Below are 25,476 nucleotides of genomic sequence, written 5' to 3'. Positions count from 1 at the left end.
GGAAACTGCCTGCGAGGATAGGAAGCTGCCGCGCGAATCAAGAGTCAGACGGAAGTCTGGCTCTTTTTGTTTTCTCTCTTTCTTCTTCTTACCAAGTAAAAAGCCCTCCATTTAGGAGGGCCTGAGAGCATATTAGGCATTAAGACTTTCGACCAGTTCATGAACCAGGTCGAGCTTACGCCACTGTCCTTCTTCGCTGATTAAATTGCCGACTTCTGTTGAGGCAAAAACGTATTGGTGAGGCAAAAAAGTATTGGGTAGCAATGCAGATCTGCTTTGGATCAACGTGCTTATTGGCTTCCTCCGGGCGCTTAAGCAAGACTTCCTTGTCTTCCAACTCGTCTGACTGTTGATCAAGCCAAGCACGATCTTTTGCCCCTGCCGCTTTTCTAAAAGTGAGAAGTTACAGTATTTTTCATCATCGAATTCCATGAAGAAGCCGCTGAAGGGTAGCTGGAAGATGGTGTCGACCAGGCCATCATATTTGGCGTCATAGAATTTCTTTGACCGCAGGTTGCCCTGGCAGAAATGCAGGGTGATGTCCATGTCAGCTGGCTTAGAGGCCAGGATTTCCTTGGCAGTTTCAAAGAAAAACTGCCGTACTTCTTCCGAATCAAAGCCGGCCTGGTGGATCTTATTTTTTAAATTAAAATTAGGGTAAGATTAAAAGAATAGAAATTGCTTTTTAGCCAGAAAATAGCCTACAATAGATTGACAGATAGTTAGCCGCAAAAAGCCGCCCAAGTCTTGGACGGTTGCAAATAGTATTTACTTTATCTAGATTGACATTTTCAGCTGGGCCGGGCTGAGGATTCTGCCTAAGCGCTCAGCTCCTTCATCGATCTGGCTGAGGCTAGAGCCGGTGAAGCTGACCCGGAGGCCGTTATTCTTGTCCCAGTTAGGATAGAAGCTAGCCGAAGGCACGTAGATGAGGTGCTCTTTTGGAACGGCTTCATTAAGCAAAAGCTGTCTGGTATCAATTTCATCGTCCAGTTCAACCCAGAAGAAGAAGCCGCCTTCCGGCTGGCTTATCTTGGCATCAGCTGGCAGGTAAGTCTTTAAGGCTTTAGCCATAGCATCCAGCTTGACCCGGTAGACCTGCTTCAACTGATCAATATGCTGGTCCAGGTCATTGTCTGCAAGGTAGGCAGCTACGGTACCAGCAGCTAAGTATGGCACTTCCAGGTCAGCTGACAATTTCAGGTTGACCAGCTGTTCCTTGATTTCCAGACTAGCTACCAGCCAGCCTAAACGGAAGGCTGGGGAAAGAATCTTAGAGAAGGTGGACAGGAAAATCACTCTGCCTTCCGTGTCAAAGCTCTTGATGCTTGGCAGGCTTTCCCCATGATAGCACAGGTCCCGGTAAGGAGTGTCTTCCAAGATGACGAAGTTGTAGCGGTTGGCCAGGTCAACCAGGCGCTGGCGCTTGGTCAGGGACATGGTGATCCCGGTTGGATTGTGGAAGTCTGGCACCGTGTAGAAGAGCTTGATTGCCGGGTGCTCTTTCAGCACTTCTTCAAAGTAGTCCAGGTTGACCCCGTCGTCTTCCAAAGGAATTTCATGGTAGACTGGTTCGTAATTGTCAAAAGCAGCCAGGGCGCCGACATAGCTTGGTGCTTCAACGGCCATTTCGTCACCTGCCCCCAGGAAAAGCTTGGCCACCAGGTCGATCCCTTGCTGGCCGCCAGCCGTCAGCAGGATGTCATCAGCGTTAGCCTTGATTCCCTGCTGCCCTGCCCGGTTTGCCAGGTAGTCGCGCAAGTTGCCTGGCCCCTTAACGTCGTGGTATTGGAAGGAGTGGGCCTGTTCCTGGTCAACCGCCTTCTGGTAAGCAGCTTGCAAAGCCTGGCTTGGGAAGAGGCTTTCGTCCGGGCAGCCGCCCCCAAAGGAGATGTTGTCGGAAAAATTGCTTTCCGGGAAGAGCCCTTGCAGGCGGGATGGATTTTGAGTTTTGATTCTTTTGGCAAAAAGCTTGCTTAACATTTTTCTTTGCTCCTAAATTATATTGTCATTTCCGCGTTGACTATATTATAATTGCTGGAGTAAGAATAATAAAACTAAACTTTTTTGGTTTTAAGTGAAATATTTTCATGTTAGGAGGGGCAAATGCTGCCATTTCCATATCTAGTCTTCCAGACAGTGATCGACCAGGGAACCTTCAACAAGGCTGCCGCAGTCTTGAACGTGACCCCGTCGGCCATCAGCCACTCGGTCAACCAGCTGGAAACCGAACTGGGCTTTCCGGTCTTTGTTAGGTCAAGAAACGGGGTTAAACTGACCCCGGATGGGGAGAAAATCCTTCCCTTGATCCAGGAAATCATCAATGACCAGAGCCGACTGGAGCAGGTCGCCCAGCAGATTCAGGGCCTGGACACCGGTTTGATCCGGATCGGGGCCTTCTCTTCGGCCTGCATCAACTGGCTGCCGCCTTTAATCCGGAATTTTGCTAAAAAGTACCCCCAGATCAAGATTTCCGTCCGCCAGGCTGGCTTCAGTGAAATTACCCAGGCTGTGAAAAGCGGCCAGCTGGACCTGGGCCTGACTATGCTGCCGGAAAATGAGCAGGGGATTAGCTGCGAAAAAATTCTGGAAGACGAAATCTACTGCATTGCCCCCAAAGACTTCCAGGTCAAAAACGGCCACAGCGTCAGTGAGGAAGACCTGGTCAACTGCAACTTTATCCTCCAGCAAAGCGACTACGACCTGGATACCAAGGCCGCGCTTGACCACTACTCAATTAAGTCAACGGCTATTCGCTTTTCCATCGACGACCAGTCAATCGTGGCTATGGTGGAAGCGGGCCTGGGGCTGGGGATCCTGCCGGCTTTGGCCCTGCAGAAGATGCAGGGGGAAGTCAGAATCCTGCCTTTCAGCACTCCCTTTTACCGGAAGATCGCCCTGGTAACCTCAAACCAGCAACGGCTGGCTCCTTCAAGCAGGCAGATGATCAAGAATGTGCATGAACTGATCAGACGCCAGCATCCGGGCGGGCGCTTGACGATGGAAGCGGAAAACGCATAGAATGCATGCAGTCTGTATAAATAGTATAATAAAATTGTTAAAATCTGTTGTCATATCCTCTAATCTCTTGCTATAATATACAAAGTAAAAATAAATGAGACTACAAAGCGTTTTGTCACACTCCATGAGATTAATAGGAAGCATAAACTAAAATTTTCATCAGCGATGGGGCAAGCGGGCGCTGAGTAATTTTTATTCAATTTTTTAGACATAGGAAATAAAGAAGGTATTTTATGAACGGTAAACAACTTGTTGCAGAAGCTTTACAGGCGGTTTTGCCTGACTGGTCACTGGATGACATTGATGTCAAGATTGAACGGCCAAAGGACGAAAAGCTGGGGGATTACGCTTTTCCAACCTTTACTTTAGCCAAGACCATGCGCAAGGCGCCAAACCTGATCGCGGCTGAACTGGCTGAGAAGATCGACCAAGGCAGCTTTGAAAAGGTGGAAGCAGTTGGCCCATACATCAACTTCTTCCTGGACAAGAGCCAGACCGGGGCGGCCATCTTGCGGGAAATCCTGGCTGACCCTGAAAACTACGGTGCCCGTGACCTGGGCCACGGCCGGAACGTTTCAACTGAATACTCATCACCTAACATTGCCAAGCCAATGGGGATGGGTCACCTGCGGTCAACCATGATCGGTGAAGCTATTGCCCGCATTCTGGCCAAGGAAGGCTTCAAGCCGATCAGAATCGACTACCTGGGTGACTGGGGCACCCAATTCGGGAAGATGATGGCTGCCTACAAGATGTGGGGCAACGACGCCGACATCGAAAAGGACCCAATCAACACCCTTTTGTCTTACTATGTCCGAATCAACCGGGAAGCTGAAGAACACCCGGAATACGATGAAGAGGGCCGGGAATGGTTCTCCAAGCTGGAACACGGCGATGAAGAAGCCAAGCGCTTGTGGAGCTGGTTCAGAGAAGTTTCCCTGGAACGGTTCAAGAAGGTTTATAACATGCTGGACGTTCACTTCGACTCCTTCACTGGTGAAGCCTTCAGTGCCCAAATGATGGATGAACCAATCCAAATCCTGCGGGAAAAGGGTCTCTTGGTTAAGAGCCAAGGTGCTGAAATCGTCGACCTTGAAAAGTACAACCTGCCGCCTTTGATGGTTATCAAGAGTAACGGGACTTCAACTTACATCACCCGTGACCTAGCAACTGCCATGTACCGGAAGAAGACTTATGACTTCTACAAGTCCATCTACGTTGTCGGCCAGGAACAGGAAGTCTACTTCCAGCAGCTGCGTGCCTGCTTGAAGGAAATGGGATTTGACTGGGCTGACGACATTGTTCACATCAGCTTCGGTCTGATGAGCATCAACGGCCAGAAGATGTCTACCAGAAAGGGTAACGTCGTTAACCTGGAAGACGTTTTGAACGAATCAGTTGACCTGGCCCGTAAGCAGATTTCTGAAAAGAACGTCGGCTTGAAGAACGCTGACGAAGTTGCCAAGCAAGTCGGTATCGGAGCGGTTGTCTTCCACGACTTGAAGAACTACCGCCGCAACCCAGTCGACTTCAACCTGGAAGAAGTCGTTAAGTTCGAAGGTGAAACCGGCCCTTACGTGCAATATTCCCGGGCCCGTGGCGAAAGCCTCTTGAGAAAGAGCGGCATTACCGACTTCTCAGACGCTGACTTGACCAAGATCGGTGCTGAAGAATGGGACCTGGTCTCCTTCATGGGCCGCTACGCCGACACCATCCAAAAGGCCATGGAAACCTACGACCCAAGCGCAATTGCCAAGTACGCCCTGGAATTGGCCAAGCGCTTCAACAAGTACTACGCTCACACCAGAATTTTGGTTGATGACGTTGACGAAGATGTCAAGAAGGCTCGTTTGGCCGTTGTCCAAGCGGTCAGCCATGTCATCAAGTCAGCCCTGGACTTGCTGGACGTCAAGGCACCAGACGAAATGTAGTTTTTCATTTTACATAAATGATATTAAATGCCTTGAACTTGCTTCAAGGCATTTTTTATTGGCTAATGTCAATGTTGTTTGGGATAATTGCAGAAAAAATTGATCGAAGAAAGTCGGATAATTCAAGAAGAATTAAATAACAGCTTTATTGAAATATAAAAGTGCGTTAAAATTAAAGGTATATAAAACGCTTAAATATAATATTAAGGGGCAATAATTATGAACTACAAAGAAAGAAGACAGCTGATTTACGAACTGATTCAGACCAACAAGATTGAAACCCAGGAACAATTGCTGCTCTTGTTGCAAGCCCATGGCGCGAACGCGACCCAGGCTACTATTTCCCGGGACATTCGCGCCTTGCACATCAGCAAGGTGCCAGATGATGACGGCCGCAGCTACTACGTCAAGGCGCCATCAGCTGCTGTTAACCGGGAAAGGCAGCTGAAAGACGCGATCCGCGAACGGGCGGCAACTGTAACTGCCGTTCAGTTTACCGTTGTCATTCAAACCAGCATGAAATTGACTTACGCGCCAATTTTGGCAGGATTAATTGACGATATTGACAACGATGACGTGGTCGGCACGATCGCCGGGACTGATACTCTTTTGGTTATCTTGAAGGACGCTGAAGCAGCTGCCAGCTTCGCGGACTGGGCACAAGCCATCGTTAAGGAACGCAAAATCTACTAAGGCGAGCGATAATGGCAAGAATTTCGGTCTATATGACTGGCGGCATAGCTGCCTATAAGGCCGTGAGCGTTGTCCGGGGCCTGCAGAAGGCGGGCCATGAAGTCCGGGTAGCGATGACGGCCAAGAGTGAACGTTTTGTTGGTCCGGCAACTTTGGCGGCCTTAACGAAATGGCCGGTTTTAGACGACTTGTTCAGTCCAGGCCGGCAGGCGGAAATCGCCCATATCGACTTGGCTGACTGGAGCCAGCTGGCCCTGGTCGTGCCGGCTGATGCCAATATCTTGGCCAAGCTGGCCCAGGGGATCGGGGATGATGCCGTTTCAACCACCCTTTTGGCCTTGCACTGCCCGCGCTTGATCGTGCCGGCAATGAATAGCCATATGTGGGAAAATCCTGCTGTACAGCGCAATCTCCGCTTGTTAAAGGAGGGCGGCGACCGGATCATGGAACCGGCCGTGGGCCGACTGGCTGAAGGCTATGCCGGCAAGGGCCGGATGCCGGAAGCTGAAGAGATCCTGGCCTGGGTTAATGACCAGCTTGACTTGCCAGCCAAAGGCAAGCGAATCGTCGTCACTGCGGGGGGCAACCTGGAAGCTATTGACCCGGTCCGCTTCATCGGCAACCGGTCAAGCGGCAAGATGGGCTTCCGCTTGGCAGAGGCCGCGGCCAAAAGAGGGGCCGAGGTGGACTTGATTTACGGCAACGTCTCAGTTTCCCTGCCAAGGGATGCCCGGATTCACCTCCATCCCGCCCTGTTGTCGGCCCAGGCCATGCTGGAGAAGCTGGAAGAACTTTTCCCGGCTGCTGATGCCCTGTTGATGGCGGCAGCCGTCAGCGACTGGCGGCCAAAGGAAGCCGCTGACCACAAGCTGAAGAAGCAGGCCGGGGTAGAGGAAATGACCCTGCAGCTGGTTAAGAATCCGGACCTGTTAAAGACAATGGCCCAAAAGAAAAGGCCGGACCAAGTGGTCATCGGCTTTGCGGCTGAAACTAATGACCTTCTGGCCAATGCCAGCCGGAAGCTGGCAGAGAAAGGCGCTGACTTGATCGTGGCCAATGACGTCAGCGGGGATGCCTTTGGCGGCGACGAGGACCAGGTAACGATCCTGGAACAAGGCAAGGAGCTGGACCCTTGGCCGCGGATGAGCAAGCAGGCCGTGGCTGACCGCTTGATCGAACTGACTTTGGCTAGGCTGGCAGAAAAGAAGAATAAAAAGAAATGAAGTAAGAGGCCTTTTACCTGGTGAAAGACCTTTTATTTTTTTCTGAAACTTTTGCTAAAATGAACCGCTTTCACTATAATAAGGGTAAGAGTTTCGCGAAAAAGATTGGAAGACGAATAATGAAGAAAATTGATGTCCACCTGCACCTGGTGCGGGACCTGGCTAGCTACAAGGGAAATGGCCGCAGCAATGCCTTGGGAAATGGCCTGGTTGTCTGGGACAGCGGCTTTAAGACCCGCCTCTTTCCCGCCGGCTGGGGTGATGACGCTTTTCGAGCAGACGCCGCCAGGAAAGTAATGGAAGACCATGATGTGGCCAAGGCCGTCCTTTTGCAGGGAAGCCTGTATGGCTTTCAAAATTATTACAGCTGGCAGGCAGCCAAGGCCGCCCCGGACCGCTTTGCCCCGGCTTTTTCCGTTGATCCCTTTGCCAGTGAAGCGGAAAAAATCGTCAAGCGCCATGTTGAAGACCTGGGCTTTCGGGCTTTGAAACTGGAAGTCAGCCAGGCCGGCGGCCTTATGGGCTACCATTTGCCTTTTGACTTGGCAGAAGACGACCGCTTGGGCAAAATTTTGGACTATCTCAGTTCTTACCCAGGCTTCGCGGTGGCCGTGGACTACGGCGACAGCAGCCAGGCCAGCCACCAGCCCCGGTCCTTGGCCCGGCTGGCTAAGCGTTATCCAGATTTGGACTTTGTCCTCTGCCATTTGTCCTTCCCAAAGCCTGGCAAGTTGGACTTGCTGGAAAAAGAACTGGCTCTTTTTGCTCCTTTGCCGAATATCAGCTTTGACCTGGCCGCCCTGCAAGACATCGCGGGTGAGCAGACTTATCCTTACCCCTTCTGCCAGGAAGCGGTGGGCCTGGCCAAGGAAATCGTGGGGGCCAAAAGGCTCTTATGGGGCAGCGACGCACCCTGGTCAGCCACTTTCAATGATTACGGCCAGCTTTATTCCTGGCTGGAAGACGCAGGGATTTTTTCAGAAGCGGAACTGGCTGATGTTTATTATCGCAACGCGAAAAGAATTTATTTCAAGGCAGACCACGTGGCGGCTTTAAGGGCCAGCCGCGATCCGCTGTTTGAGGGAGATGCTTAAGATGGAAAATGCGAAAGTTTTGGTGGCGGGCCTGGCGGTCAAGCAGCTGCCCGAATTGGAAAAAGTATGTGAAGTGACCTTTGCTCCGGCAGGTGCCGGCAAGGACTGGTACCTGGCTAACCTAGGGGATTTTGATGCCCTGATCACCGGCAAGCTGCCAGTTGACCAGGAACTTTTGGACGCGGGCAAAAAGCTCAAGATCGTTTCCGCGACCGGAGTTGGCTATGACCATATCGACGTGGACTATGCCAGCAGCCAGGGGATCATCGTCTCCAACTGCCCGGCCAGCGTCATGCAGCCGACGGCGGAAATGGCCTTTACCCTCCTTTTGGCTCTCAGCCGGAAATTGGCCCTCTACAATCAAGAGATGCGGCAAGGGAACTTTTTGGACACAGGCTTGCTCGAAAACCAGGGGCAGAGCCCGGTCGGCAAGACCCTGGGGATCTTCGGCATGGGGAGAATCGGCAAGACCCTGGCCAGCTATGCCCGGACCTTCGGGATGAACATTCTCTACCACAACCGCCACCAATTGCCGGAAAATGAAGAGCGGGCCCTGGGAGTCAGCTACGTGCCCTTTGCCGACCTGCTCAGCCAGGCCGACTATGTCAGCTTGAACGCTCCGGCCACGGCGGAAACCTACCACGTGATTGATGAAGCAGCCTTGAGCATGATGCAGCCGACGGCCTTTTTGATCAATACTTCCCGGGGCAGCCTGGTCGATGAAGCGGCGCTTTTGCGGGCCTTAAAGGGCAAGCGGATTGCCGGGGCGGGCCTGGACGTGTTTGAAGAAGAACCGGACTTCAACAAGGAGTTCTGCCAGCTGGACAATGTGATTTTGACCCCGCATGCCGGCAGCGCCACCCGGGAGTCCCGGCGCAGCGTCTTGAAAGAAGCCAGCCACAATATTGTCTCCTTCCTGGTCAACGGAGTGCCGGTCAACCGGGTCAACTAAAAGATGCTTTTGCATCTTTTTTGTTATCATTAAGTGTTAGCTACTGTAAAGCGAATTAAAGGGGGTAGAGAGCTTGCTTGATCCACAGCAGGTCTTAAAGAAGTATTTTGGCTATGACAGTTTCCGGCCGGGCCAAAGTGAAATTATTGAAAAAGTTTTCCAGGGAAAAAATGTCCTGGCAGTCATGCCGACCGGGGGCGGGAAGTCGCTTTGCTACCAGATCCCGGCCTTGATGATTCCCGGTACGACTGTGGTGATCTCACCCTTGATCTCCTTGATGAAGGATCAGGTTGACAGCCTGCGCGAGTACGGGATACCGGCCGCGGCACTTAACAGCTCCACAGCCCAGGAAGACGTCAATCCCATCTTAAGAGCCTGCTATGAAGGGAAAATCAAGCTGCTCTACGTGACGCCGGAACGGATGGAGATGGACTATTTCCGCTACCAGCTCAACTTTTTGGAGGTCAACCTGGTCGCCATCGATGAAGCCCACTGCATTTCCCAGTGGGGGCATGACTTCCGGCCGGCCTACCGGAAGCTAAAGGACGGGATCAATGCCCTCCATACCCATCCCAATGTTCTGGCCCTCACAGCTACGGCCACTAAGGCGGTCAGAGAGGACATCGGCCAGCAGCTGGACATTTCCGAGGAGAATTTCGTCATCACCAGTTTTGAAAGAAAAAATCTCCACTTCAAGCTGGTCAACGCGCCGAAAAACAGCCGGGCCTATATCGTCAACTACTTGAAGCAGCACCGGGGTGAGGCGGGCATTATTTATTCCAACACCCGGAAAAAGGTGGAGGGGCTGACCGAATTTTTGCGCCGGGAGGGCTTTAACGTTGCCGCCTACCACGCCGGGATGTCCAATGAGGAACGGGCCCAGGTCCAAGACGACTTCCAGTATGACCGGATTCCCTTGATCGTGGCTACGAATGCTTTTGGCATGGGGATCGACAAGAGCAATGTCCGCTTTGTCCTGCATGCAAACAGCGCCAAAAACCTGGAGGCCTATTACCAGGAAGCCGGCCGGGCGGGCCGTGACGGTCTGGAGAGTGAGGCCGTGATGCTTTTTCACCCCAGTGATCTTCGCCAGTTCTGCTGGTTTATCGACAATTCTGAAGCTGATGAGTCCTACCGGCAGGTCCAGTACCAAAAGCTGCAGACGATCAGCGACTATGCCAATACAGACGAGTGCCTACAGCAATTTATCGTCCGCTACTTTGGCCAGGACTGCCCGCCCTGCGGCAAGTGCAGCAACTGCTTAAACAGCGGCGACTTCCAGGAGGTGACGGCCGAAGCCCAGGCTATAATCGGCATGGTCTATGACTTAGACGGCCGCTATGGCAAAAAAGTCGTTGCCCAGGCCGTGACTGGGTCCAAAGTCAAGAAGATCAGTGAGATCAGGGCTGATGAGTGTGTCCACTACGGCCTACTCAAGGGAAAAAAGCAGGCTGATGTAAGCAGCCTGGTCGACTACTTGGTTTCAAAGGGCTACCTGCAGCTGGTGGGGGACCGCTATCCCTTGGTCCATGTAACCAACCGGGGCTGGGACGTTTTGGACGGCAAGGCCAGAGTCAAAAGGCGCCAGGAAGTCAAAAGCGAGCAGCTTGCTGAAACAGGCGGTGACCAGGTCCTCTTTGAAGAGCTCAGAAAGGCCCGCCGGATCCTGGCCCAAAAGCGGGGAGTGCCGCCATTTGTCATCTTTTCCGACTTGTCTTTGCGGGATATGGCAGCCAGGAAACCGCAAACGCCGGAAGAGCTGCTCCAGTGCAGCGGGGTCGGGGATGCCAAACTGGCCAACTATGGAAAGGCCATGCTGGCCGTAATCAAAAAATATGGATAAAAAACCTTCAGAAGGAAATCTTCTGAAGGTTTTAATCGTTATTACTGCTTTATTTTTTAGAAAAGCTTGGCCTTTTCGCACAGGTCGTCAAAGCGTTCCCAGAACTTGTCGTAGTTAGCGGAAGTAACCAGGGTCATTGGCCGGCCATTTTCAGTTTCAAAGAAGCGGGCAGCCCGGTCGCCGTCAGTGTAGACGTCAGACTTGGTGTCACGGGTCGTGGCGATTTCCGGGTAAAGGGCGCTCATGGTGGTCAAAACGTCCCAGAGGTAGTAAGTTGAGTCGACTTCAAAGGAGTTGACCAGGGCGTAGACATAGCCCAGGAATTCAAAGGCCGGGTACTTGCGGTTGGATGCAAAGTGCTGGCGCATTTCATCGGTCAGAGGCAGCTCTTCGGTTGATTCCAGGCCGACCTGCTGGATCTTGATCTTGGAGTCCCAGACCGTCTTGCAGGCTTCCGGGTCCCACCAGGCATTCCATTCCTGGGTCCCGTCAGCGCATGGGGCATAAACGTTACCGTGGGCGTTCAAAGACCCGCCCATCCAGTAAAGTTCCTCGATCTTGTCTTGGATGCTTGGGTCAATTTCCAGGGCCCGGGCCAAGTCAGTAAGCGGACCGGTAAAGACCAGGGTAACCGGGCCGTCAGCAGCATGGATCTTGTCGATCATGTCCAGGTGGGCCGGCTTTGCGGCAACTGGCGTTTCAACCGTGCCTTTTTCATTCAAGATCGGGAAGTGGTCCACGGAAAAAGCTGACACTCTCCAGGCTTCCGGGAACTGGTGGACTGCCCGGGAGTCGGACTTGGCCACTTCCAGCTTGTCGCCGCGCTGGTTGAAGCGGTCGATCAGCTTCCGGGAAGCGGAAACGCCTGGTTCAACGTAGCCGTCGGCGTCGGTTACCCCGACCCCGATCAGCTTGATGCCTGGTGCCAAAAGCATGAGCAAAAGTGAAGTAAAGTCATCCATGTTGCTGTCATGGTTCAAGTAGAAGTTCTTCATGAAATCTTGCCTTCCTAAATCCTATAGTCTTAACAATATTATCATACATGATGCAGGGACAAAAGACAGCCATTTTCCGAGAAAAAAAGTTTATTTTGGACTAAAAGTAGAACAAGACTAGCTATAAAAGGATTATTGTTAAGAGGACCTTATTTTGTCCCGGTTTGGTCATGGAAAATCATTAAAATATTTTTGCGATTATAGGCGGATCGGTGTTAGAATAATACTTTTCGTGATAAAATCGTACGGTAAATGAATCGCGGGGAGGCAGACATGGCGAGTCAATTGATTGAAAACAAATTGAAATTGCTGCCGGAAAAGGCCGGCTGTTATCTGATGAAGGACGTCAAAGGCAAGGTCATCTATGTTGGCAAGTCCAAAAACTTGAAAAACCGGGTCCGGTCCTACTTCAAGAGCAGCCAGGAGGGCCGCCGGGCCGAGCTGGTCAAGAATATTGCCGATTATGACATCATTGTGGTGGATTCTGACAAGGAAGCCTTTTTGCTGGAAGTCACCCTAATCAAAAAGTACCAGCCTTATTACAATGTGGCTCTGAAGTTGGGGACGGGATATCCCTATATCGAAATCACGAATGAGAAAAATCCCCAGACCCGCTTGACCTCGATCGTCTACAAAGACAAGGGCTACTATTTTGGCCCTTACCCCAACGTCTACGCGGCCAGCGCGACTTTAAAATTCATCCAGAAGGTCTTCCCTTTACGCCGCTGCAGCGGCTATACCGGCCGGCCCTGCCTTTACTACCATATGGGCCAGTGCCTGGGCAGCTGCTTTAAGGAAGTGCCGCAAAGCAAATATGACGAGCAGATCAAGAAGATCAAGCGCTTTTTGAACGGGGACATCCAGGAGGTCAAGAAAGACTTGACCAATAAGATGCTGCAAGCTTCAGCTGACCTGGAATTTGAAAGAGCCGGGGAACTCCGGGACCAGCTCAAGTATATTGAAGAAACGGTTGAAAAGCAGAAGATCATCTCTAATGACCATACCCAAAGAGACATCTTCAACTATTACGTGGACCGGTCCTGGATTTCCATACAGGTCTTCTTTTTGCGGCAGGCAAAGCTCTTGCGGCGGGAGTCGCACATGTTCCCTTTGACTGATGAAACTGACCCAGAAGACGAATTCATGTCCTTTATTGCCCAGTTCTACGCCCAAAAGAATCGGGTCAAGCCAAGGGAAGTCCTGGTGCCAAAAGGCATCGACCAGGATGAACTGGCCGCGGCTATCGGTATTAAGGTCCGGACCCCGCAAAGGGGGCAGAAGGCTTCTTTGATGGAGATGGCCCGGGAAAATGCCCAGCTGAAGCTGGATGACAAATTCCGCCTGCTGGAGCTCGGCCAGCGCAAGACTAAAGGGGCCCAGGAAGAAATTTTCAAGGCCCTGGGTCTGCCTTACGGGTCATACATTGAAAGTTTTGACCACTCCCATATTCAAGGGGCAGACCCAGTTTCGGCCCTGGTTGTCTTTAAAGACGGAGAACCCTTTAAGACCGGCTACCGGAAGTTCAAGCTGAAGGGGGAAGTTGAGCACCAAAACAGCGCCGATGAAGTCGGCAACACCCGGGAAGTCGTCCGCCGCCGCTACAGCCGGCTGTTAAAAGAGCATGAAAGAATGCCGGACCTGATCTTGATGGACGGGGGACAGATCCAGGTGGAAGCCTGCGAGGACGTCTTAAGAAACGAGCTGAACCTGGATATTCCGGTAGCGGGGATGGTTAAAGATGACAAGCACCGGACCAACCACCTCTTGTACGGTGACCCGTTTAAGGGCCAGCCTTTCAAGCTGATTCCAATGGATCCGAAGTCAGAAGGCTTTTACTTAATGACCCGGATTCAAGATGAGGTCCACCGCTTTGCCATCACCTTCCACCGGCAGACCCATGCAAAAAACTCCCTGGTCAGCCGGCTGGACTCGATCAAAGGTATCGGGCCGAAGAGCCGGACCAAGCTTTTGCGGGAATTTGGCTCTTTAAAGAAGATCAAGGAAGCTTCTATTGATGATCTGCGCAAGGCGGGACTGACTTTAACCCAGGCGCAGGCAGTCAAAATTTCCCTTTAGCTATTGGGCAAAATAGCTTATGATTAAATGGTAACAATTAACGAAAGAAAGAAAAGGTAAAAACAAGAATGCCAACTCCTTCAACATTTGTTGATCAAACTAAAATTGAAGTCCAAGCCGGAAAGGGCGGGGACGGCATGGTGGCCTTCCGCCATGAAAAATTCATGCCTAACGGGGGACCAGCTGGCGGTGACGGCGGCCGGGGCGGGTCCATTATCTTCGTGGCCGATAACGGCCTCAGAACCTTGATGGATTTCCGCTACCGGCGCAAGTTCAAGGCTGAGCCGGGCGAAAACGGCCGCATCAAGGCCCAATACGGCAAGGCAGCCAAAGACCTGTACCTGAAGGTGCCGGTCGGCACGACCGTTTATGACTTTTTCACCGGTGAAGAAATCGGTGACTTGGTTGAAAATGGCCAGGAACTGGTCGTCGCTAAAGGCGGCCGGGGCGGCCGGGGCAACATCCACTTTGCCACCAGCGTCAACACGGCGCCGGAAATCGCTGAAAACGGGGAACCGGGTGAATTCCGGACCCTGCGTTTGGAATTAAAGGTCCTGGCTGACGTCGGTTTGGTCGGCTTCCCGTCTGTCGGCAAGTCAACCCTTTTGTCAGTCGTCACCAGTGCCAAGCCAAAGATCGCGGCTTATCAGTTTACGACTTTGAAGCCAAACCTAGGCATGGTCCTTTTGCCAGACGGCCGGGACTTCTCCATGGCCGACCTGCCGGGCCTGATCAAGGGCGCCAGCCAGGGGGTAGGGCTGGGGATTCAGTTCCTGCGCCACGTGGAGAGAACCAAGGTTATCCTGCATATGGTGTCCATGGACCCGAACAACGGCCGGGATGCCTACGAGGACTATGAGACCATCTTGCACGAACTGGCCTCATACACGGAAGATGACCTTTCCAGCAAGCGGGAAATCATCGTGGCCAGCCAGATGGATATTCCAGGCGCCGATGAGAAACTGGCCCAGTTTAAGAAGGACCTGGCCGCGCATGGGGTTGACCAGGAAGTTTACGAACTCTCCAGCGTTACCCACCAGGGCGTTGACCGCTTGATGAGTCGGGCGGCTGACCTGGTCAGCGAGGTTGAAGCCCAAGAGGCTGAAGCTGCCGTTAAGCCCAAGGAAGAGGTCAAGACTAAGACCTACAAGTACCACCGGCCTGAAAAGATGGAATTCACGGTTGAAAAGCTGGCTGACCACGAATTTGAAATTCACGGTGAGCAGCTTGAACGCCTGGTAGCCATGACCAACCTGGACCACCAGGACGGGATCATGCGCCTGGCCCGCCGCTTGAAGAAGATGGGTGTCGATGATGAACTGCGGGCGCAAGGCGCTGTCGATGGAGACGACGTTTACATTGGCGACTTCAGCTTTGAATTCGTGCAATAAGGGATAGATTGCAAAAATAGAATAGAGAAACGAAAGTTAGAAAATTGAAAAAATGAAGAAACGATACATTACTGGCTATGCTGGCTTGCGGGCCCTGGCCGTAATCGGGGTAATTTTGTATCACCTGGATCCGGACCACTTTGGCGGAGGTTACCTGGGCGTGCCGGTCTTTCTGGTTTTGACTGGTTATCTGATAACCGACCAGATTATGGCTGCCTACCGCAATCAGGGCTATTTTGACATCAAGTCCTTTTACCAGCGCCGCTTCAAGCGTCTTTATCCCCCGCTGATCGCCATGCTCTGGCTGACCAGTGCATATATCGTGCTCTTTCAGCGCAACCTTTTAAACAAGCTTTACCAGATTGTCGCCAGCAACTTGCTGGGGGTATATAACTGGTGGCAGATATTCAACGGGCAGAGTTACTTTGAGCGTTTTGCCAATAATGAATCGCCTTTTACTCACTTGTGGACGATGGCGATTGACTGGCAGTTCTACCTGCTCTGGCCGCTGGTGATGGCCCTCTTGGTCAAATTTGCCAAAAAGCGGCGGAATATCTTCTGGGTTCTGGTGGGCCTGTCGGTCTTGTCCGCTCTGGAAATGGCCCTGCTTTTCCGGCCGGGCCAGGATACAAGCCGGATTTACTACGGGACTGACACCCGCTTCTTCTCTTTGGGCCTGGGCAGCGCCATGGCAGTTCTCTGGCCTTTTGAAGAGCTGGACAACCGCTTTACCCAAAAGGACGGGGTGATTCTCAACTGGACGGGGCTGGCGACCCTGTTTGGGATGCTTTTGCTCGTGTTCTCGCCTTTGATGAACGCTCAGACCGCTTTCCCATATTATGGTGGGATGTTCATCTTCAGCTTCTTCGTGACGGTTTTCGCGGCGGTAATCGCGGCTCCAGTCGGAATCTGGAACCGGCTGATGACCAACCCGGTCTTTAACTGGCTGGGGTCAAGAAGTTATGAAATCTACCTCTACCAGTTCCCGGTCATGATCTTTTTCGAAAGCCGGGTCAGCGACCTGGCCGACCATGTGACTCTTTACCGGGTGATCGAGATTGTCTTGATCCTCTTGATCAGTGAAATTACTTACCGTCTTTTTGAAAAAAGACGCTACACCAGCGAAGGCATCCGCTACAACTTGACCAAGCTTTTTCAGTGGCCAGTCAAGTTGTCCAAAAACTGGCTGAAGACGGCGGCCTTCTTCCTGGTCTTTTTGATCGGCAGCAGCGGGATCATCTTTTCCCCGCTGGCCAAGGCTGACAACAAGGATGGGGCTTTGATCAAGACGATCAATGACAACTCCAAGCAGCAGGCTGAGATGAACAAGAAGGCCCTGGAATTGATCAAGAGCTCGCGAAAAGCGGCTAAGAAGTCATCCAGCAAGAAGAGCAAGCAGACTTCCAAGGCCAAAACCAAGTCAAAAACGACTAAGTCTAAGAGCGGCGGAAAAAAGGTCAACCAGGAATTTGAGAAGTACGGGATCAGCCAGGCTGACTTGCAAGCCGCGCAAAAGCTGCAGGTGACGGCCATTGGCGACTCGGTCATGGCTTCTTCAAGTGACATCTTGCACCAGCTTTTGCCGCACGCCGTGATCGACGCCACGGTTTCCCGGCAGGCCGACGTGGCCCCCCAGCTGCTGCAGTCTTATGCCCAAAAAGGTGAGCTGCAGGACAATGTCTTGATTGGCCTGGGGACCAATGGGCCTTTTACTTATGACGAAGTCAAGCAAATCATGCAGATTGTCGGGCCGAAGCGCCAGCTCTTTTGGATCAACGTCGTCGTGCCAACCCGGTCCTGGCAAAACCAGGTCAACCAGCAGCTGCAGACCTTGACCAAGAAGTACAAGAACTTGACCGTCATTGACTGGTACGGCTACGCCCACAGCCAGTCCAGCTGGTTTTACGACGACAAGACCCACCCGAATAATGTGGGGCAAAACTACTACAGCACTTATATCGTCAAAGAAATGGTCCGCGCCAGCGGATCGAATTAGCCTTTTTATATTTGTTTGGAAAAGAATGGGAGTTAAATGGAACTGGAATTTCTTGGAACCTGCTCGGGGCAGCCGTCAAAATTGCGGAATGTTTCGAGCCTGGCTTTAAAACTACTGGATGAGCTGAACGAGATTTGGCTCTTTGACTGCGGGGAGGCAACCCAGCACCAGATTCTGCGCACCAACATCCGCCTGCGCAAAATCACGAAGATCTTTATCTCGCACAACCACGGAGACCATATTTTCGGCCTGCCGGGCCTCTTGTCAACCAGGTCTTTTCAGGGTGACGTGGGCCCCTTGACCATTTATGGACCAGCGGGAATTGAACAGTTCGTCAAGACATCCCTCAGGATTTCAAAAACCAAGATTTCCTACCCAATTAAATTCGTTACCCTGGAAGAAGGCGGCAAGATCGTCAGTGAGCGGGGCTTTGAAGTTTATACTGAAAAGCTGGATCACCGGATCGACAGCTGGGGCTTCCGGGTAGTTGAGGCTGACAAGGCCGGTGAGCTTTTGATGGACAAGTTGGCGGAATTTAAAGTGCCAAATGGGCCGCTCCTTGGTAAACTAAAGAGGGGCGAGCAGGTCGAGCTGGCTGACGGCACGGTGTTAAACGGCAAGGACTTCCTGGGTCCGGCCAAGAAGGGGCGGATAGTGACCGTGATCTACGACACCCGGTCAACGCCGTCAATCCGCCGCCTGGCTGACCACGCCGACGTCTTAGTCCATGAAGCGACCTTTGACGCCAGCGAAGGTAAGCTGGCCAGGGACTATTACCACTCAACGTGCACACAAGCCGCTGAGACGGCCGCTGCCTGCCAGGTTGGTCATTTGTACCTGACTCATGTTTCGGCCCGCTACGTGGGCCCTCTGGCCAGCCAGATGGTCAAACAGGCGCGGGAGATCTTCCCGGCCACGACTTTGGCCAAGGACCTGGACAAGTTCGTAGTTCCAATGAAAGGTTAACGTGATAAAGATGAGTGATTCATTACGCAATAAAGTTGTAGTTATTACCGGGGCCAGCAGCGGGATCGGCCGGTCAATTGCCCTGGAAAGCGCCAGCCGGGGCGCCACGGTTGTTTTGCTGGCCCGCCGCCTGGACAAGCTGGAGGAAATCGCTGCTGAAGCCCGGGAATTGTCTGCTTCAGCAGCTTTCGCCGTCAAGGCTGACCTGGGCCTGGCCAGCGACATCGAATCGGCTTTTGCCGAAGTTAAGGAAAAGGTCAAGCACATCGACTACCTGGTCAACGCGGCTGGTTTCGGCAAGTTTGAGGAATTCATGGAAGCTGACATGCAAGACGCCACGGAAATGTTCCAAGTTGACGTCCTGGGCTTGATGTACATGACCCGGCTTTTTGGCCGCCTGATGCTGGAGCAGGGCAGCGGGCAGATCATCAACTTTGGCTCCATGGCCGGTAAGGTGCCGACGACCAAGTCAGCGGCTTACAGCGCCGCCAAGGCAGCCGTAATCCAGTTCTCCAACGTTCTGCGCCTTGAACTCAAGCCTTTTGGCGTCAAGGTCATGACCGTCAACCCGGGTCCGGTTTACACCAACTTCTTCAACATTGCCGATGCAAGCGGCCAGTACGTCAAGAATGTCCAGGCCTTCATGCTTGACCCGGACGACGTTGCCTGGGAAGTAGTCCACTACTTCGGTTCAAACAAGCGTGAGCTCAACCTCCCGGTCAGCCTGGCGGCTTTGGCCAAATTGTACAACTTGTTCCCGGGGATCGGGGACAAATTGTCGCTTGAATTTGCCTCCCGCAAATAAATAAAGTAAGGTTTTTCTTGATTTATTTGCCAGGCAATAGTATTATTTAATTACTTGAGTATTTAGGTCACCGACTTGATACTGTGATATTACAATAAAGGAGATCAGTTATAAATGGCAGTTCCTGCAAGACATACTTCTAAGCAAAAGAAACGGTCACGTCGCGCTCACTTGAAGCTCAGCGTGCCAGCAATGCACTACGACGCAACTACTGGTGAATACCGTTTGAGCCACCGTGTTTCCCCTAAGGGTTACTACAAGGGTCGTCAAGTAGTCAGCGAAAACAGCGCTAGCGATAACGACTAATTTAAAAGGCACCTGTTTTTCTGGTGTCTTTTTTTATGCCAAAAATTAGGATTGAGGAATTCGAAGAATGAAACTGGTTTTTTTACATTCAAGCGACACCCACGGCTACTTGCTGCCAACTGACTACCAGAGCACGGGCGGCTACGACGCTCCCTACGGCCTTAGCCGGGTAGCCAGCGCTATCAAGGCGGAGAAGGCCAAGTGGGGGGCAGACCACGTCATCGTGACTGATGCCGGCGACTGCCTGCAGGGGTCTCCTTTGGCTGCTTACACCCATGGCAGCAAGAATCTGGACAACCTGGCCCGCTTTACTGCTGCTTACAACGCGGTCGGCTACGACGTCCGCTGCCTGGGCAACCATGACTTTAACTTTGGCCAGGAATACATGGCCTACTATGTGGACAACAACAAGGCTCCATTCGTTAACTGCAATATTTTGGATACCGAAACCCAGGTGCCGACTCTGGGCCGGGACTACGTGATCCTGGAAAGAAGCGGGGTCAAGGTTGGCGTTTTGGGGATTACCACCCAGTACATCCCTCACTGGGAAGCAGCTGACCGGATCAAGGGCCTGGCCTTTAAGTCTGCTTACGAACAGATCGCTCATTTTGCCAAGATCATCAAGCCGCAAGTCGATGTCCTGGCCGTCCTTTACCACGGCGGCTTTGAAAGTGACATCGCCAGCGGGGAAGCAACTGAACCGCACAACGGGGAAAACGAAGGCTACCGGATTCTGACTGAGATCCCGGAAGTCGACGTCATGCTGACGGGCCACCAGCACCGGAGACTGAACATGATCAGCCCGTCCGGCAAGCCTTGCGTGCAGCCGGGCTACCGGGGCGAGGCGATTGCGGAAGTCGTTTTGGACCTGGAAAAGACGGAAGCAGGCTACAAGGTCAAAGAAGCGACCAGCGAATTGATCGACACCAAGGACTTTGCATCAGACCCGGAAGTTGAAGAAATCGTTAAGCCGCTCGATCTAGCCACCCAGAAATGGCTTGACCAGCCAATTGCCCACCTGGACCAGCCAGCCCCGATTGAAGATGCCAACAAGGGCCGGATTGAAGGGGCACCTTTCATCAACCTGCTCCAGCAGATGCAGCTCTACTTCACCCACGCTGACCTTTCAGCCACGGCTGTGATGAATGACGTGGCCAAGGGTTTTGGCAAGACGGTAACCATGCGGGACATTCTTTTGAACTACCCATATGCCAACCAATTGGTCAGCGTCAAATTGACTGGTAAGCAGCTCCGTCACATTGTAGAGCACACGGCCAGCTTTTTGGAAAAAGACGAAAACGGCAAGATCCACTTTATCGACCGCTACCTCAAGCCAAAGCCGGAACTTTACCACTTTGACGTCTTTTACCCACTGGAATACGAGGCTGACCTCTCCAAGCCGGTCGGCCAGCGTTTGACCAAGCTGAAGTTCAAGGGCCAGGATATTCAAGATGACCAGGTCTACCACCTGGCCGTCAACAACTACCGGGCCAACGGGGGCGGTTTCTACCCGGAATACAGCTTGGACAAGATCGAATTCTCCTTGGACAAGGACTATGTCCAGATGTTCAGCGAATACCTGACTCAAGGAGAGGTCAAGGTCGACACGAAGAAGTACTACCGCTTCTATTAGTGACGAATAACGAAGAAAAAGGCCGCCAGGCCTTTTTTTCATGCCTTTGTGGCATAATAAAAGCAGCGATTTAAGGAGGTGGAGTATGCCAGGAGAAAATGTGCGCGTGCAAGGGAAAGTGGTTAAGAGCCATTTGACTTCCTTCGTTTCAGCCGAAGAATTGCGGCAGGTGCAGGCAGCGGAAAAATTAGCCGGCCTGCCTGTCCACCAAAAGCCCTATGCTTTCGTGACCTTGAAAGACTGGGAGCTGGTTGCCGGCCATTTAGAAAAGAATTTGCCGGGAGCAATTGTTTCTTTTGAGGCGGCCGAAGGGGTCCTGCCCTGGCTGGCCAAAGAAGAAGGCGGCAATCTCAAGCAGATTTTTGGCCAGGAAGTCCCGGCCGGGAAAGTGGTGACTTTGACTCTCAGCCAAGCCGGGAGAAATGGCGATTGGCAATTGCAGCTGGATGGGGTGATCATGGCTGCCCAAAAGCCAAATGAAGCAAATAAAGCAGAAGAAGTAAAGGGAGTTAAAGGAGTTAAAGGAGCTAAAAAAGCGAAAGGAGCAAAAGAAAAGACTGAGTCTTTTGCCGGGAAAATGGTTGATGCCCAGGTTAAATTGGGCGGGCAGACTTTGCCCCTGCATGACTATCAGCTCTACAGCATGAACTTTATTATGGACCACCCTTACTGCGGGATTTTCCTGGATATCGGCTTGGGCAAGACCTTGACGACCCTGGCTGCCCTGGCTAAATTGCGGGAAGAGGGGATGAAGGGGCATATTTTGGTGATCGCCCCAAAGACCGTGGCTAAGTCGACCTGGCAAGATGAGATTGATAAGTGGAACTTGCCGTTTAAGACCCATTCCTTTTTGACCGATGAAAAAGGCCGCCAGCTGACTCCAGCTGGCCGGCAAGAGCTCTATGAAGCTGCCGCGGCCAAGGCCGCCAAGGGTGACTGGCAGCTGTATTTTGCCAGCCGGGACCTGGTCAGCAAGCTGGTTGACCTGGGTCCCTGGCTTTTTAAAAACGTGGTAATCGATGAGTCCCAGTCCTTCAAGTCACCGGCTTCCCAGCGCTTCAAGGCCTTAAAGAGCGTGCGGGGGAGGATCCAGCGCCTGATTGAACTGACCGGGACCCCGGCGCCTAATTCCCTCCAGGACCTGTGGTCACAAATCTACCTCTTGGACCAGGGAGAGCGGCTGGGCAGGAGCATCACGGCCTACCGGCAGCAGTACTTTGAGCCGACCTTGCTGGTCAACAACCACCCGGTCAAGTGGCGGCTTTTGCCAGGAAGTGAGGAAAAAATCTACCGAGCCATCGACGATATCGTCATCTCCATGAAAAATACCCGACTGAAATTGCCGGAACTGACAGAGAGCCTGGACTGGGTGGAAATGCCTCCAAGGGCCAAAAAGAGCTACCAGCAGCTGAAAAAAGACCAGGTCCTGGACCTGCCTGGCCAAGAGATTAGCGCCGAAAACGCGGCTGTCTTAGCCGGCCGCCTGCGGCAACTAGCCAGTGGTGCCATCTATGAAGAAGACGGGGAGCATTACCAGGAGATTTTTGCTGAAAAAATAGAATACTGCTTCTACTTAACCAGCAATACGGCTACGCCCAGCCTGGTCGCTTATTATTTCAAGTCAGACGCCTCCCGCCTTTTAGCCTTTTACCGGAAAAACGGGGTCAAGGCTGAGCTTTTTGACGGCTCACCTGGCATGATCCGCCGCTGGAACAAGGGCAAGATCCCGGTTATGCTGGTCCAGCCGGCCAGCGCCGGGGCGGGCCTTAACCTGCAAGAAGGGGGCCATACCCTGATCTGGTTTACCCTGCCCTGGAGCCTGGAGCAGTACCAACAGATGAATGGCCGCCTTTACCGGCAGGGACAGAAAAAGCCGGTCATCATTCACCATCTTTTGACGAAGGGAACGATTGACCGGCATGTATTAGACAGTTTGAAAAAGAAAGATCTCTCCCAGCAGGCCTTGCTGGCGGCGGTCAGGCGGACGCTTGCCTAGTCGTCCGGGCTGTATTTCTTGAAAAAGAAGGTCTTGAGCCAGGAGCGGTCGTTTTTCAGCTGCCAGTAGCTCCAGCAGCTGAAGAGGAGGCTGCTGGCCAGGTCGGCGATCAAGTCACCCATGGTGTCCAGTGAGGCCGCCCGGCCGGCAAAAGGACAAAAGGGCCGGCAAAAGGACCAAGAGCAGGCCAGCCCCAGTCTCAAGGACTAGGAGCAGGCTACCGGACTTGCCTTGCGCTAATTGCCAGGCAGCAGTGAGCAGGGAAATAGCCATTGAAAGAACGACAAAGACAAAAGAAAATTTGAGGGCCAGACTTTGTTTGTGCATGGTAATGAACACCTAACTAATTATGAACAGAAATTTTTATTATTTTTTCTATATTTTAACAGATTTGTTTATGCTCGCAGCAGAATCTGCTGACTGAGTTACAATAAAGGCAGCAAGCAAAGCAAGAAACAAGATTGGAGGAAAAAGATGGATTTAGCAGAAATTCAAAAGCAGGCCAAGCAGGCCGTCAGTGAAATTGTCGAGGCATCCGGGATCAAGGCCGGCCAGTTTTTCGTGGTTGGCTGCTCTTCAAGCGAGGTCTTAGGTGAGGCGATCGGCACCAATACCAGCACTGATGTTGCTGAAGCCCTTTACCAGGGGATCAATGAAGTTTTGGCGGAAAAGCGGATATTCCTGGCCGCCCAGTGCTGCGAGCACTTGAACCGGGCCCTGGTGGTCAGCCGGGAAGCGATGGAAAAGTATGACTTAGAGCAGGTCAACGCTATTCCCCAGCCAAACCATGCCGGCGGGGCTTTCGCGACCGTAGCCTACCAGAAAATGCCAAATGCGGTACTTGTAGAAGACATTGCTGCCCGGGGGGAAGCCGGGATTGACATTGGCGGTACCTTGATTGGGATGCACCTGCATCCGGTGGTCGTTCCCCTGAGAATTTCCCTGGACAAGATCGGGGAGGCCAGAATCATCTGTGCCCGCCGCCGGCCAAAGTATGTCGGCGGCCAGCGGGCCATCTACGATCAGGCTTTGATGTAAGAAAATATTTAATTTTTTCTAAAAATAATAGACGCCATACTATTAATACATAGGCTTAGGAGTTTTCGGTTAGCAAGATTACGGTCAAGAGCGCTTTGGACTTGCTGGAGCAGGAAGGCTTTGTCTATAAGGAGTCAGGCCTGGGAACCAAGGTCTTGTCCAACTTGACCCTTTTGGGCCAGCATGACTCCCCTGTCAATTCTTTTGCCGGCCTGTCGGCTGAAAACGGCAGTGACCGGGTGAGCAGCAAGATTATCAAGTTTGAAGTAGCCTTTCCGTCAGCTGACTTGTGCGAGAAAATGACCCGGTTTATGAGATCATCCGCTTGCGCCTTTTGGACGACGAGCCCCTGGTGATTGAGCATAACTATATGCCGGTCAGCCAGGTGCCGGCCCTGTCCAAAAGGATCTTGGAAGGGTCGATCTATTCTTACCTGCACAAGAAGCTGCATATCAAGTTTGGCGGGGTCTTCCGCCGGATCAAGGCTGATCTGCCAGATAAATATGACCGGCAGTACCTTGGGGCCAACGAAAGCACGCCGATTCTGGAAATCGAGCAGATCGTCTGGACCAATTCCGGGGTCAACCTTGAATATTCTCGGTCAAGAAACCTCTACAGCAACTGGTCTTATATCATGGTCGAAACCAGCCATTAAACTTACGAAAAAATACCCACTGAAGGAAAGCAAATCTTCAGTGGGTATTTCTTTGTTATCATATTTACTAGCTCTTTAGCCCAATTCCTGGTTCCGCTTAAGAGCCGCGTTAACTGCGCTGATGGCCGCGTAGCGGAAACCATTCTTCTCCAGTTCAACGACGCCGGCAATGGTTGAGCCGCCTGGTGAAGTTACGGCATCTCTGAGCTGGGCCGGGTGCTGGCCGGTCGCCAGGACCATCTGGGCTGAGCCCAAAACCGTCTGGGCGGCCATTTCAATGGCTTGGGAGCGGGAGAGACCGTTTTGCACGCCAGCGTCGCCCAGGGCTTCAATAAACTGGTAGACGAAGGCCGGACCGCAGCCAGCTACTGCCGTAGCGGCATCCATCAAGCCTTCCTGGATTTCCACGACCTTGCCGGAGTGAGCCATTAATTCCTTGAAGACATCTTTGGCCTGGCTGCTCTGGCTGGTGTAGCTGGTCATGCCCTGGCCGATGGCTACTGGGGTGTTGGGCATCATTCTGACCAGGTCGTGGCCGGGCAAAAGCTTGGCCAAAGTTTCCAGGCTGACCCCGGTCGCCATGGAGATCCAGATGCTGCCGTTATTGCTGTTTTCACCAATTTCCTTGATGGTGCTGGCCACCTGGTAAGGCTTGACGCCTAAAAAGACCACGTCGCTTTCAGCAGCAACTTGCGCGTTGTCTAAGAGCTGGCCGCCGATTTCCGCCTGCAGCTTGCCGGCTTTTTCCGGGTTGTGGCTGCTCAAAAGTAGGCTGACGTCATCACACTTGGCAACTGCTCTGGCGATCGCGCTTCCCATGTTGCCTAAACCGATAAATCCAACTTTCATAAAAAACTCCTTG

General features: G+C 52.4%; 24 protein-coding genes. 18 read left to right on the top strand and 6 right to left on the bottom strand.

The genetic code is table 11. The annotated features are described in order from the left end of the window. Positions 1-132: 132 nt before the first annotated feature. The gene (locus DS743_RS07120; protein ID WP_231541422.1) at positions 133-546 is read right to left on the bottom strand and encodes a uroporphyrinogen decarboxylase/cobalamine-independent methonine synthase family protein; all 414 of its coding nucleotides are present in this window, start codon (positions 544-546) and stop codon (positions 133-135) included. 231 nt (positions 547-777) lie between these two features. Beyond that, positions 778-1,983, bottom strand: a complete 1,206-nt coding sequence (locus tag DS743_RS07115) for an aminotransferase-like domain-containing protein (RefSeq protein ID WP_035185497.1) — start codon at positions 1,981-1,983, stop codon at positions 778-780. Positions 1,984-2,106: 123 nt separating this feature from the next. On the opposite strand from DS743_RS07115, the gene DS743_RS07110 reads away from it, so the two are divergent. From DS743_RS07110 to recQ, 7 genes are all read left to right on the top strand, one after another. After that, positions 2,107-3,021 carry a LysR family transcriptional regulator gene (locus DS743_RS07110; RefSeq protein WP_035185495.1) on the top strand — a complete coding sequence of 305 codons (915 nt, stop codon included), beginning with the start codon at positions 2,107-2,109 and terminating at the stop codon, positions 3,019-3,021. Positions 3,022-3,254: 233 nt separating this feature from the next. Continuing rightward, positions 3,255-4,952, top strand: coding sequence for an arginine--tRNA ligase (gene argS, locus DS743_RS07105; protein ID WP_035185493.1), 1,698 nt, complete (start codon positions 3,255-3,257; stop codon positions 4,950-4,952). Positions 4,953-5,171: 219 nt separating this feature from the next. Then, a complete protein-coding gene (locus tag DS743_RS07100) occupies positions 5,172-5,645 on the top strand; it encodes an arginine repressor (RefSeq protein WP_035185491.1) in 474 nt (157 codons plus the stop codon). An 11-nt stretch (positions 5,646-5,656) separates the two neighbouring features. Further along, entirely contained in the window at positions 5,657-6,868 is a 1,212-nt protein-coding gene (gene coaBC / locus DS743_RS07095; protein WP_141372436.1) for a bifunctional phosphopantothenoylcysteine decarboxylase/phosphopantothenate--cysteine ligase CoaBC, read from the top strand. Between the two features lie 119 nt (positions 6,869-6,987). Then, the gene (locus DS743_RS07090) at positions 6,988-7,962 is read left to right on the top strand and encodes an amidohydrolase family protein (RefSeq protein ID WP_035185486.1); all 975 of its coding nucleotides are present in this window, start codon (positions 6,988-6,990) and stop codon (positions 7,960-7,962) included. A 1-nt stretch (position 7,963) separates the two neighbouring features. Next, a complete protein-coding gene (locus tag DS743_RS07085) occupies positions 7,964-8,914 on the top strand; it encodes a 2-hydroxyacid dehydrogenase family protein (protein WP_035185483.1) in 951 nt (316 codons plus the stop codon). 73 nt (positions 8,915-8,987) lie between these two features. Further along, on the top strand, positions 8,988-10,757 hold the full coding sequence (gene recQ, locus DS743_RS07080) for a DNA helicase RecQ (RefSeq protein ID WP_035185480.1): 1,770 nt from the start codon (positions 8,988-8,990) through the stop codon (positions 10,755-10,757). Between the two features lie 56 nt (positions 10,758-10,813). On the opposite strand, the gene DS743_RS07075 is transcribed toward recQ, so the two are convergent. After that, positions 10,814-11,752: a nucleoside hydrolase gene (locus tag DS743_RS07075; RefSeq protein WP_003617587.1), complete on the bottom strand. Its 939-nt coding sequence runs from the start codon at positions 11,750-11,752 to the stop codon at positions 10,814-10,816. 273 nt (positions 11,753-12,025) lie between these two features. Here DS743_RS07075 and uvrC point away from each other — a divergent pair, with 273 nt between their 5' ends. From uvrC to DS743_RS07035, 8 genes are all read left to right on the top strand, one after another. Beyond that, the gene (gene uvrC / locus DS743_RS07070; RefSeq protein WP_035185477.1) at positions 12,026-13,828 is read left to right on the top strand and encodes an excinuclease ABC subunit UvrC; all 1,803 of its coding nucleotides are present in this window, start codon (positions 12,026-12,028) and stop codon (positions 13,826-13,828) included. 68 nt (positions 13,829-13,896) lie between these two features. Continuing rightward, positions 13,897-15,219, top strand: a complete 1,323-nt coding sequence (gene obgE / locus DS743_RS07065; RefSeq protein WP_003614004.1) for a GTPase ObgE — start codon at positions 13,897-13,899, stop codon at positions 15,217-15,219. A gap of 52 nt (positions 15,220-15,271) precedes the next feature. Continuing rightward, a complete protein-coding gene (locus DS743_RS07060; protein ID WP_035185476.1) occupies positions 15,272-17,215 on the top strand; it encodes an acyltransferase family protein in 1,944 nt (647 codons plus the stop codon). 36 nt (positions 17,216-17,251) lie between these two features. Next, positions 17,252-18,181 carry a ribonuclease Z gene (gene rnz / locus DS743_RS07055; RefSeq protein WP_035185473.1) on the top strand — a complete coding sequence of 310 codons (930 nt, stop codon included), beginning with the start codon at positions 17,252-17,254 and terminating at the stop codon, positions 18,179-18,181. A gap of 10 nt (positions 18,182-18,191) precedes the next feature. Then, positions 18,192-18,986 carry an SDR family NAD(P)-dependent oxidoreductase gene (locus tag DS743_RS07050; protein ID WP_013439381.1) on the top strand — a complete coding sequence of 265 codons (795 nt, stop codon included), beginning with the start codon at positions 18,192-18,194 and terminating at the stop codon, positions 18,984-18,986. Between the two features lie 114 nt (positions 18,987-19,100). Next, positions 19,101-19,292 (top strand): 50S ribosomal protein L32, encoded by a 192-nt coding sequence (gene rpmF / locus DS743_RS07045; protein ID WP_003614010.1) that lies wholly within the window; start codon positions 19,101-19,103, stop codon positions 19,290-19,292. Between the two features lie 67 nt (positions 19,293-19,359). Beyond that, a complete protein-coding gene (locus DS743_RS07040) occupies positions 19,360-20,925 on the top strand; it encodes a bifunctional metallophosphatase/5'-nucleotidase (protein ID WP_035185470.1) in 1,566 nt (521 codons plus the stop codon). A gap of 85 nt (positions 20,926-21,010) precedes the next feature. Further along, a complete protein-coding gene (locus tag DS743_RS07035) occupies positions 21,011-22,921 on the top strand; it encodes an SNF2-related protein (protein WP_035185466.1) in 1,911 nt (636 codons plus the stop codon). On the opposite strand, the gene DS743_RS07030 is transcribed toward DS743_RS07035, so the two are convergent. Continuing rightward, positions 22,918-23,043 (bottom strand): hypothetical protein, encoded by a 126-nt coding sequence (locus DS743_RS07030; RefSeq protein ID WP_013439384.1) that lies wholly within the window; start codon positions 23,041-23,043, stop codon positions 22,918-22,920. The two genes, DS743_RS07035 and DS743_RS07030, sit on opposite strands and share 4 nt — an antisense overlap. Next, entirely contained in the window at positions 23,036-23,248 is a 213-nt protein-coding gene (locus DS743_RS07025) for a hypothetical protein (RefSeq protein ID WP_035185463.1), read from the bottom strand. The genes DS743_RS07030 and DS743_RS07025 overlap by 8 nt, the downstream gene beginning before the upstream one ends. 147 nt (positions 23,249-23,395) lie before the next feature. Here DS743_RS07025 and DS743_RS07020 point away from each other — a divergent pair, with 147 nt between their 5' ends. The 3 genes from DS743_RS07020 to DS743_RS07010 all read left to right on the top strand — a co-directional run bounded on the left by DS743_RS07020 (position 23,396) and on the right by DS743_RS07010 (position 24,614). Then, positions 23,396-23,959, top strand: coding sequence for a TIGR01440 family protein (locus tag DS743_RS07020; protein WP_002879208.1), 564 nt, complete (start codon positions 23,396-23,398; stop codon positions 23,957-23,959). A 101-nt stretch (positions 23,960-24,060) separates the two neighbouring features. Continuing rightward, positions 24,061-24,315, top strand: a complete 255-nt coding sequence (locus tag DS743_RS07015; protein ID WP_231519810.1) for a hypothetical protein — start codon at positions 24,061-24,063, stop codon at positions 24,313-24,315. Then, the gene (locus tag DS743_RS07010; RefSeq protein WP_072544213.1) at positions 24,249-24,614 is read left to right on the top strand and encodes a GntR family transcriptional regulator; all 366 of its coding nucleotides are present in this window, start codon (positions 24,249-24,251) and stop codon (positions 24,612-24,614) included. Before DS743_RS07015 ends, DS743_RS07010 begins: the two co-directional genes overlap by 67 nt. 75 nt (positions 24,615-24,689) lie before the next feature. Here the strand turns inward: DS743_RS07010 and proC are convergent, their stop codons facing one another. Beyond that, positions 24,690-25,463 (bottom strand): pyrroline-5-carboxylate reductase, encoded by a 774-nt coding sequence (gene proC, locus DS743_RS07005; RefSeq protein WP_002877626.1) that lies wholly within the window; start codon positions 25,461-25,463, stop codon positions 24,690-24,692. Positions 25,464-25,476: the final 13 nt, after the last annotated feature.

It is taken from the genome of Lactobacillus leichmannii, from assembly GCF_024701915.1.
GTDB lineage: Bacteria > Bacillota > Bacilli > Lactobacillales > Lactobacillaceae > Lactobacillus > Lactobacillus delbrueckii.
Note: the sequence above shows the minus strand (reverse complement) of the source record. Positions and strands in the feature narration are given on the sequence as shown.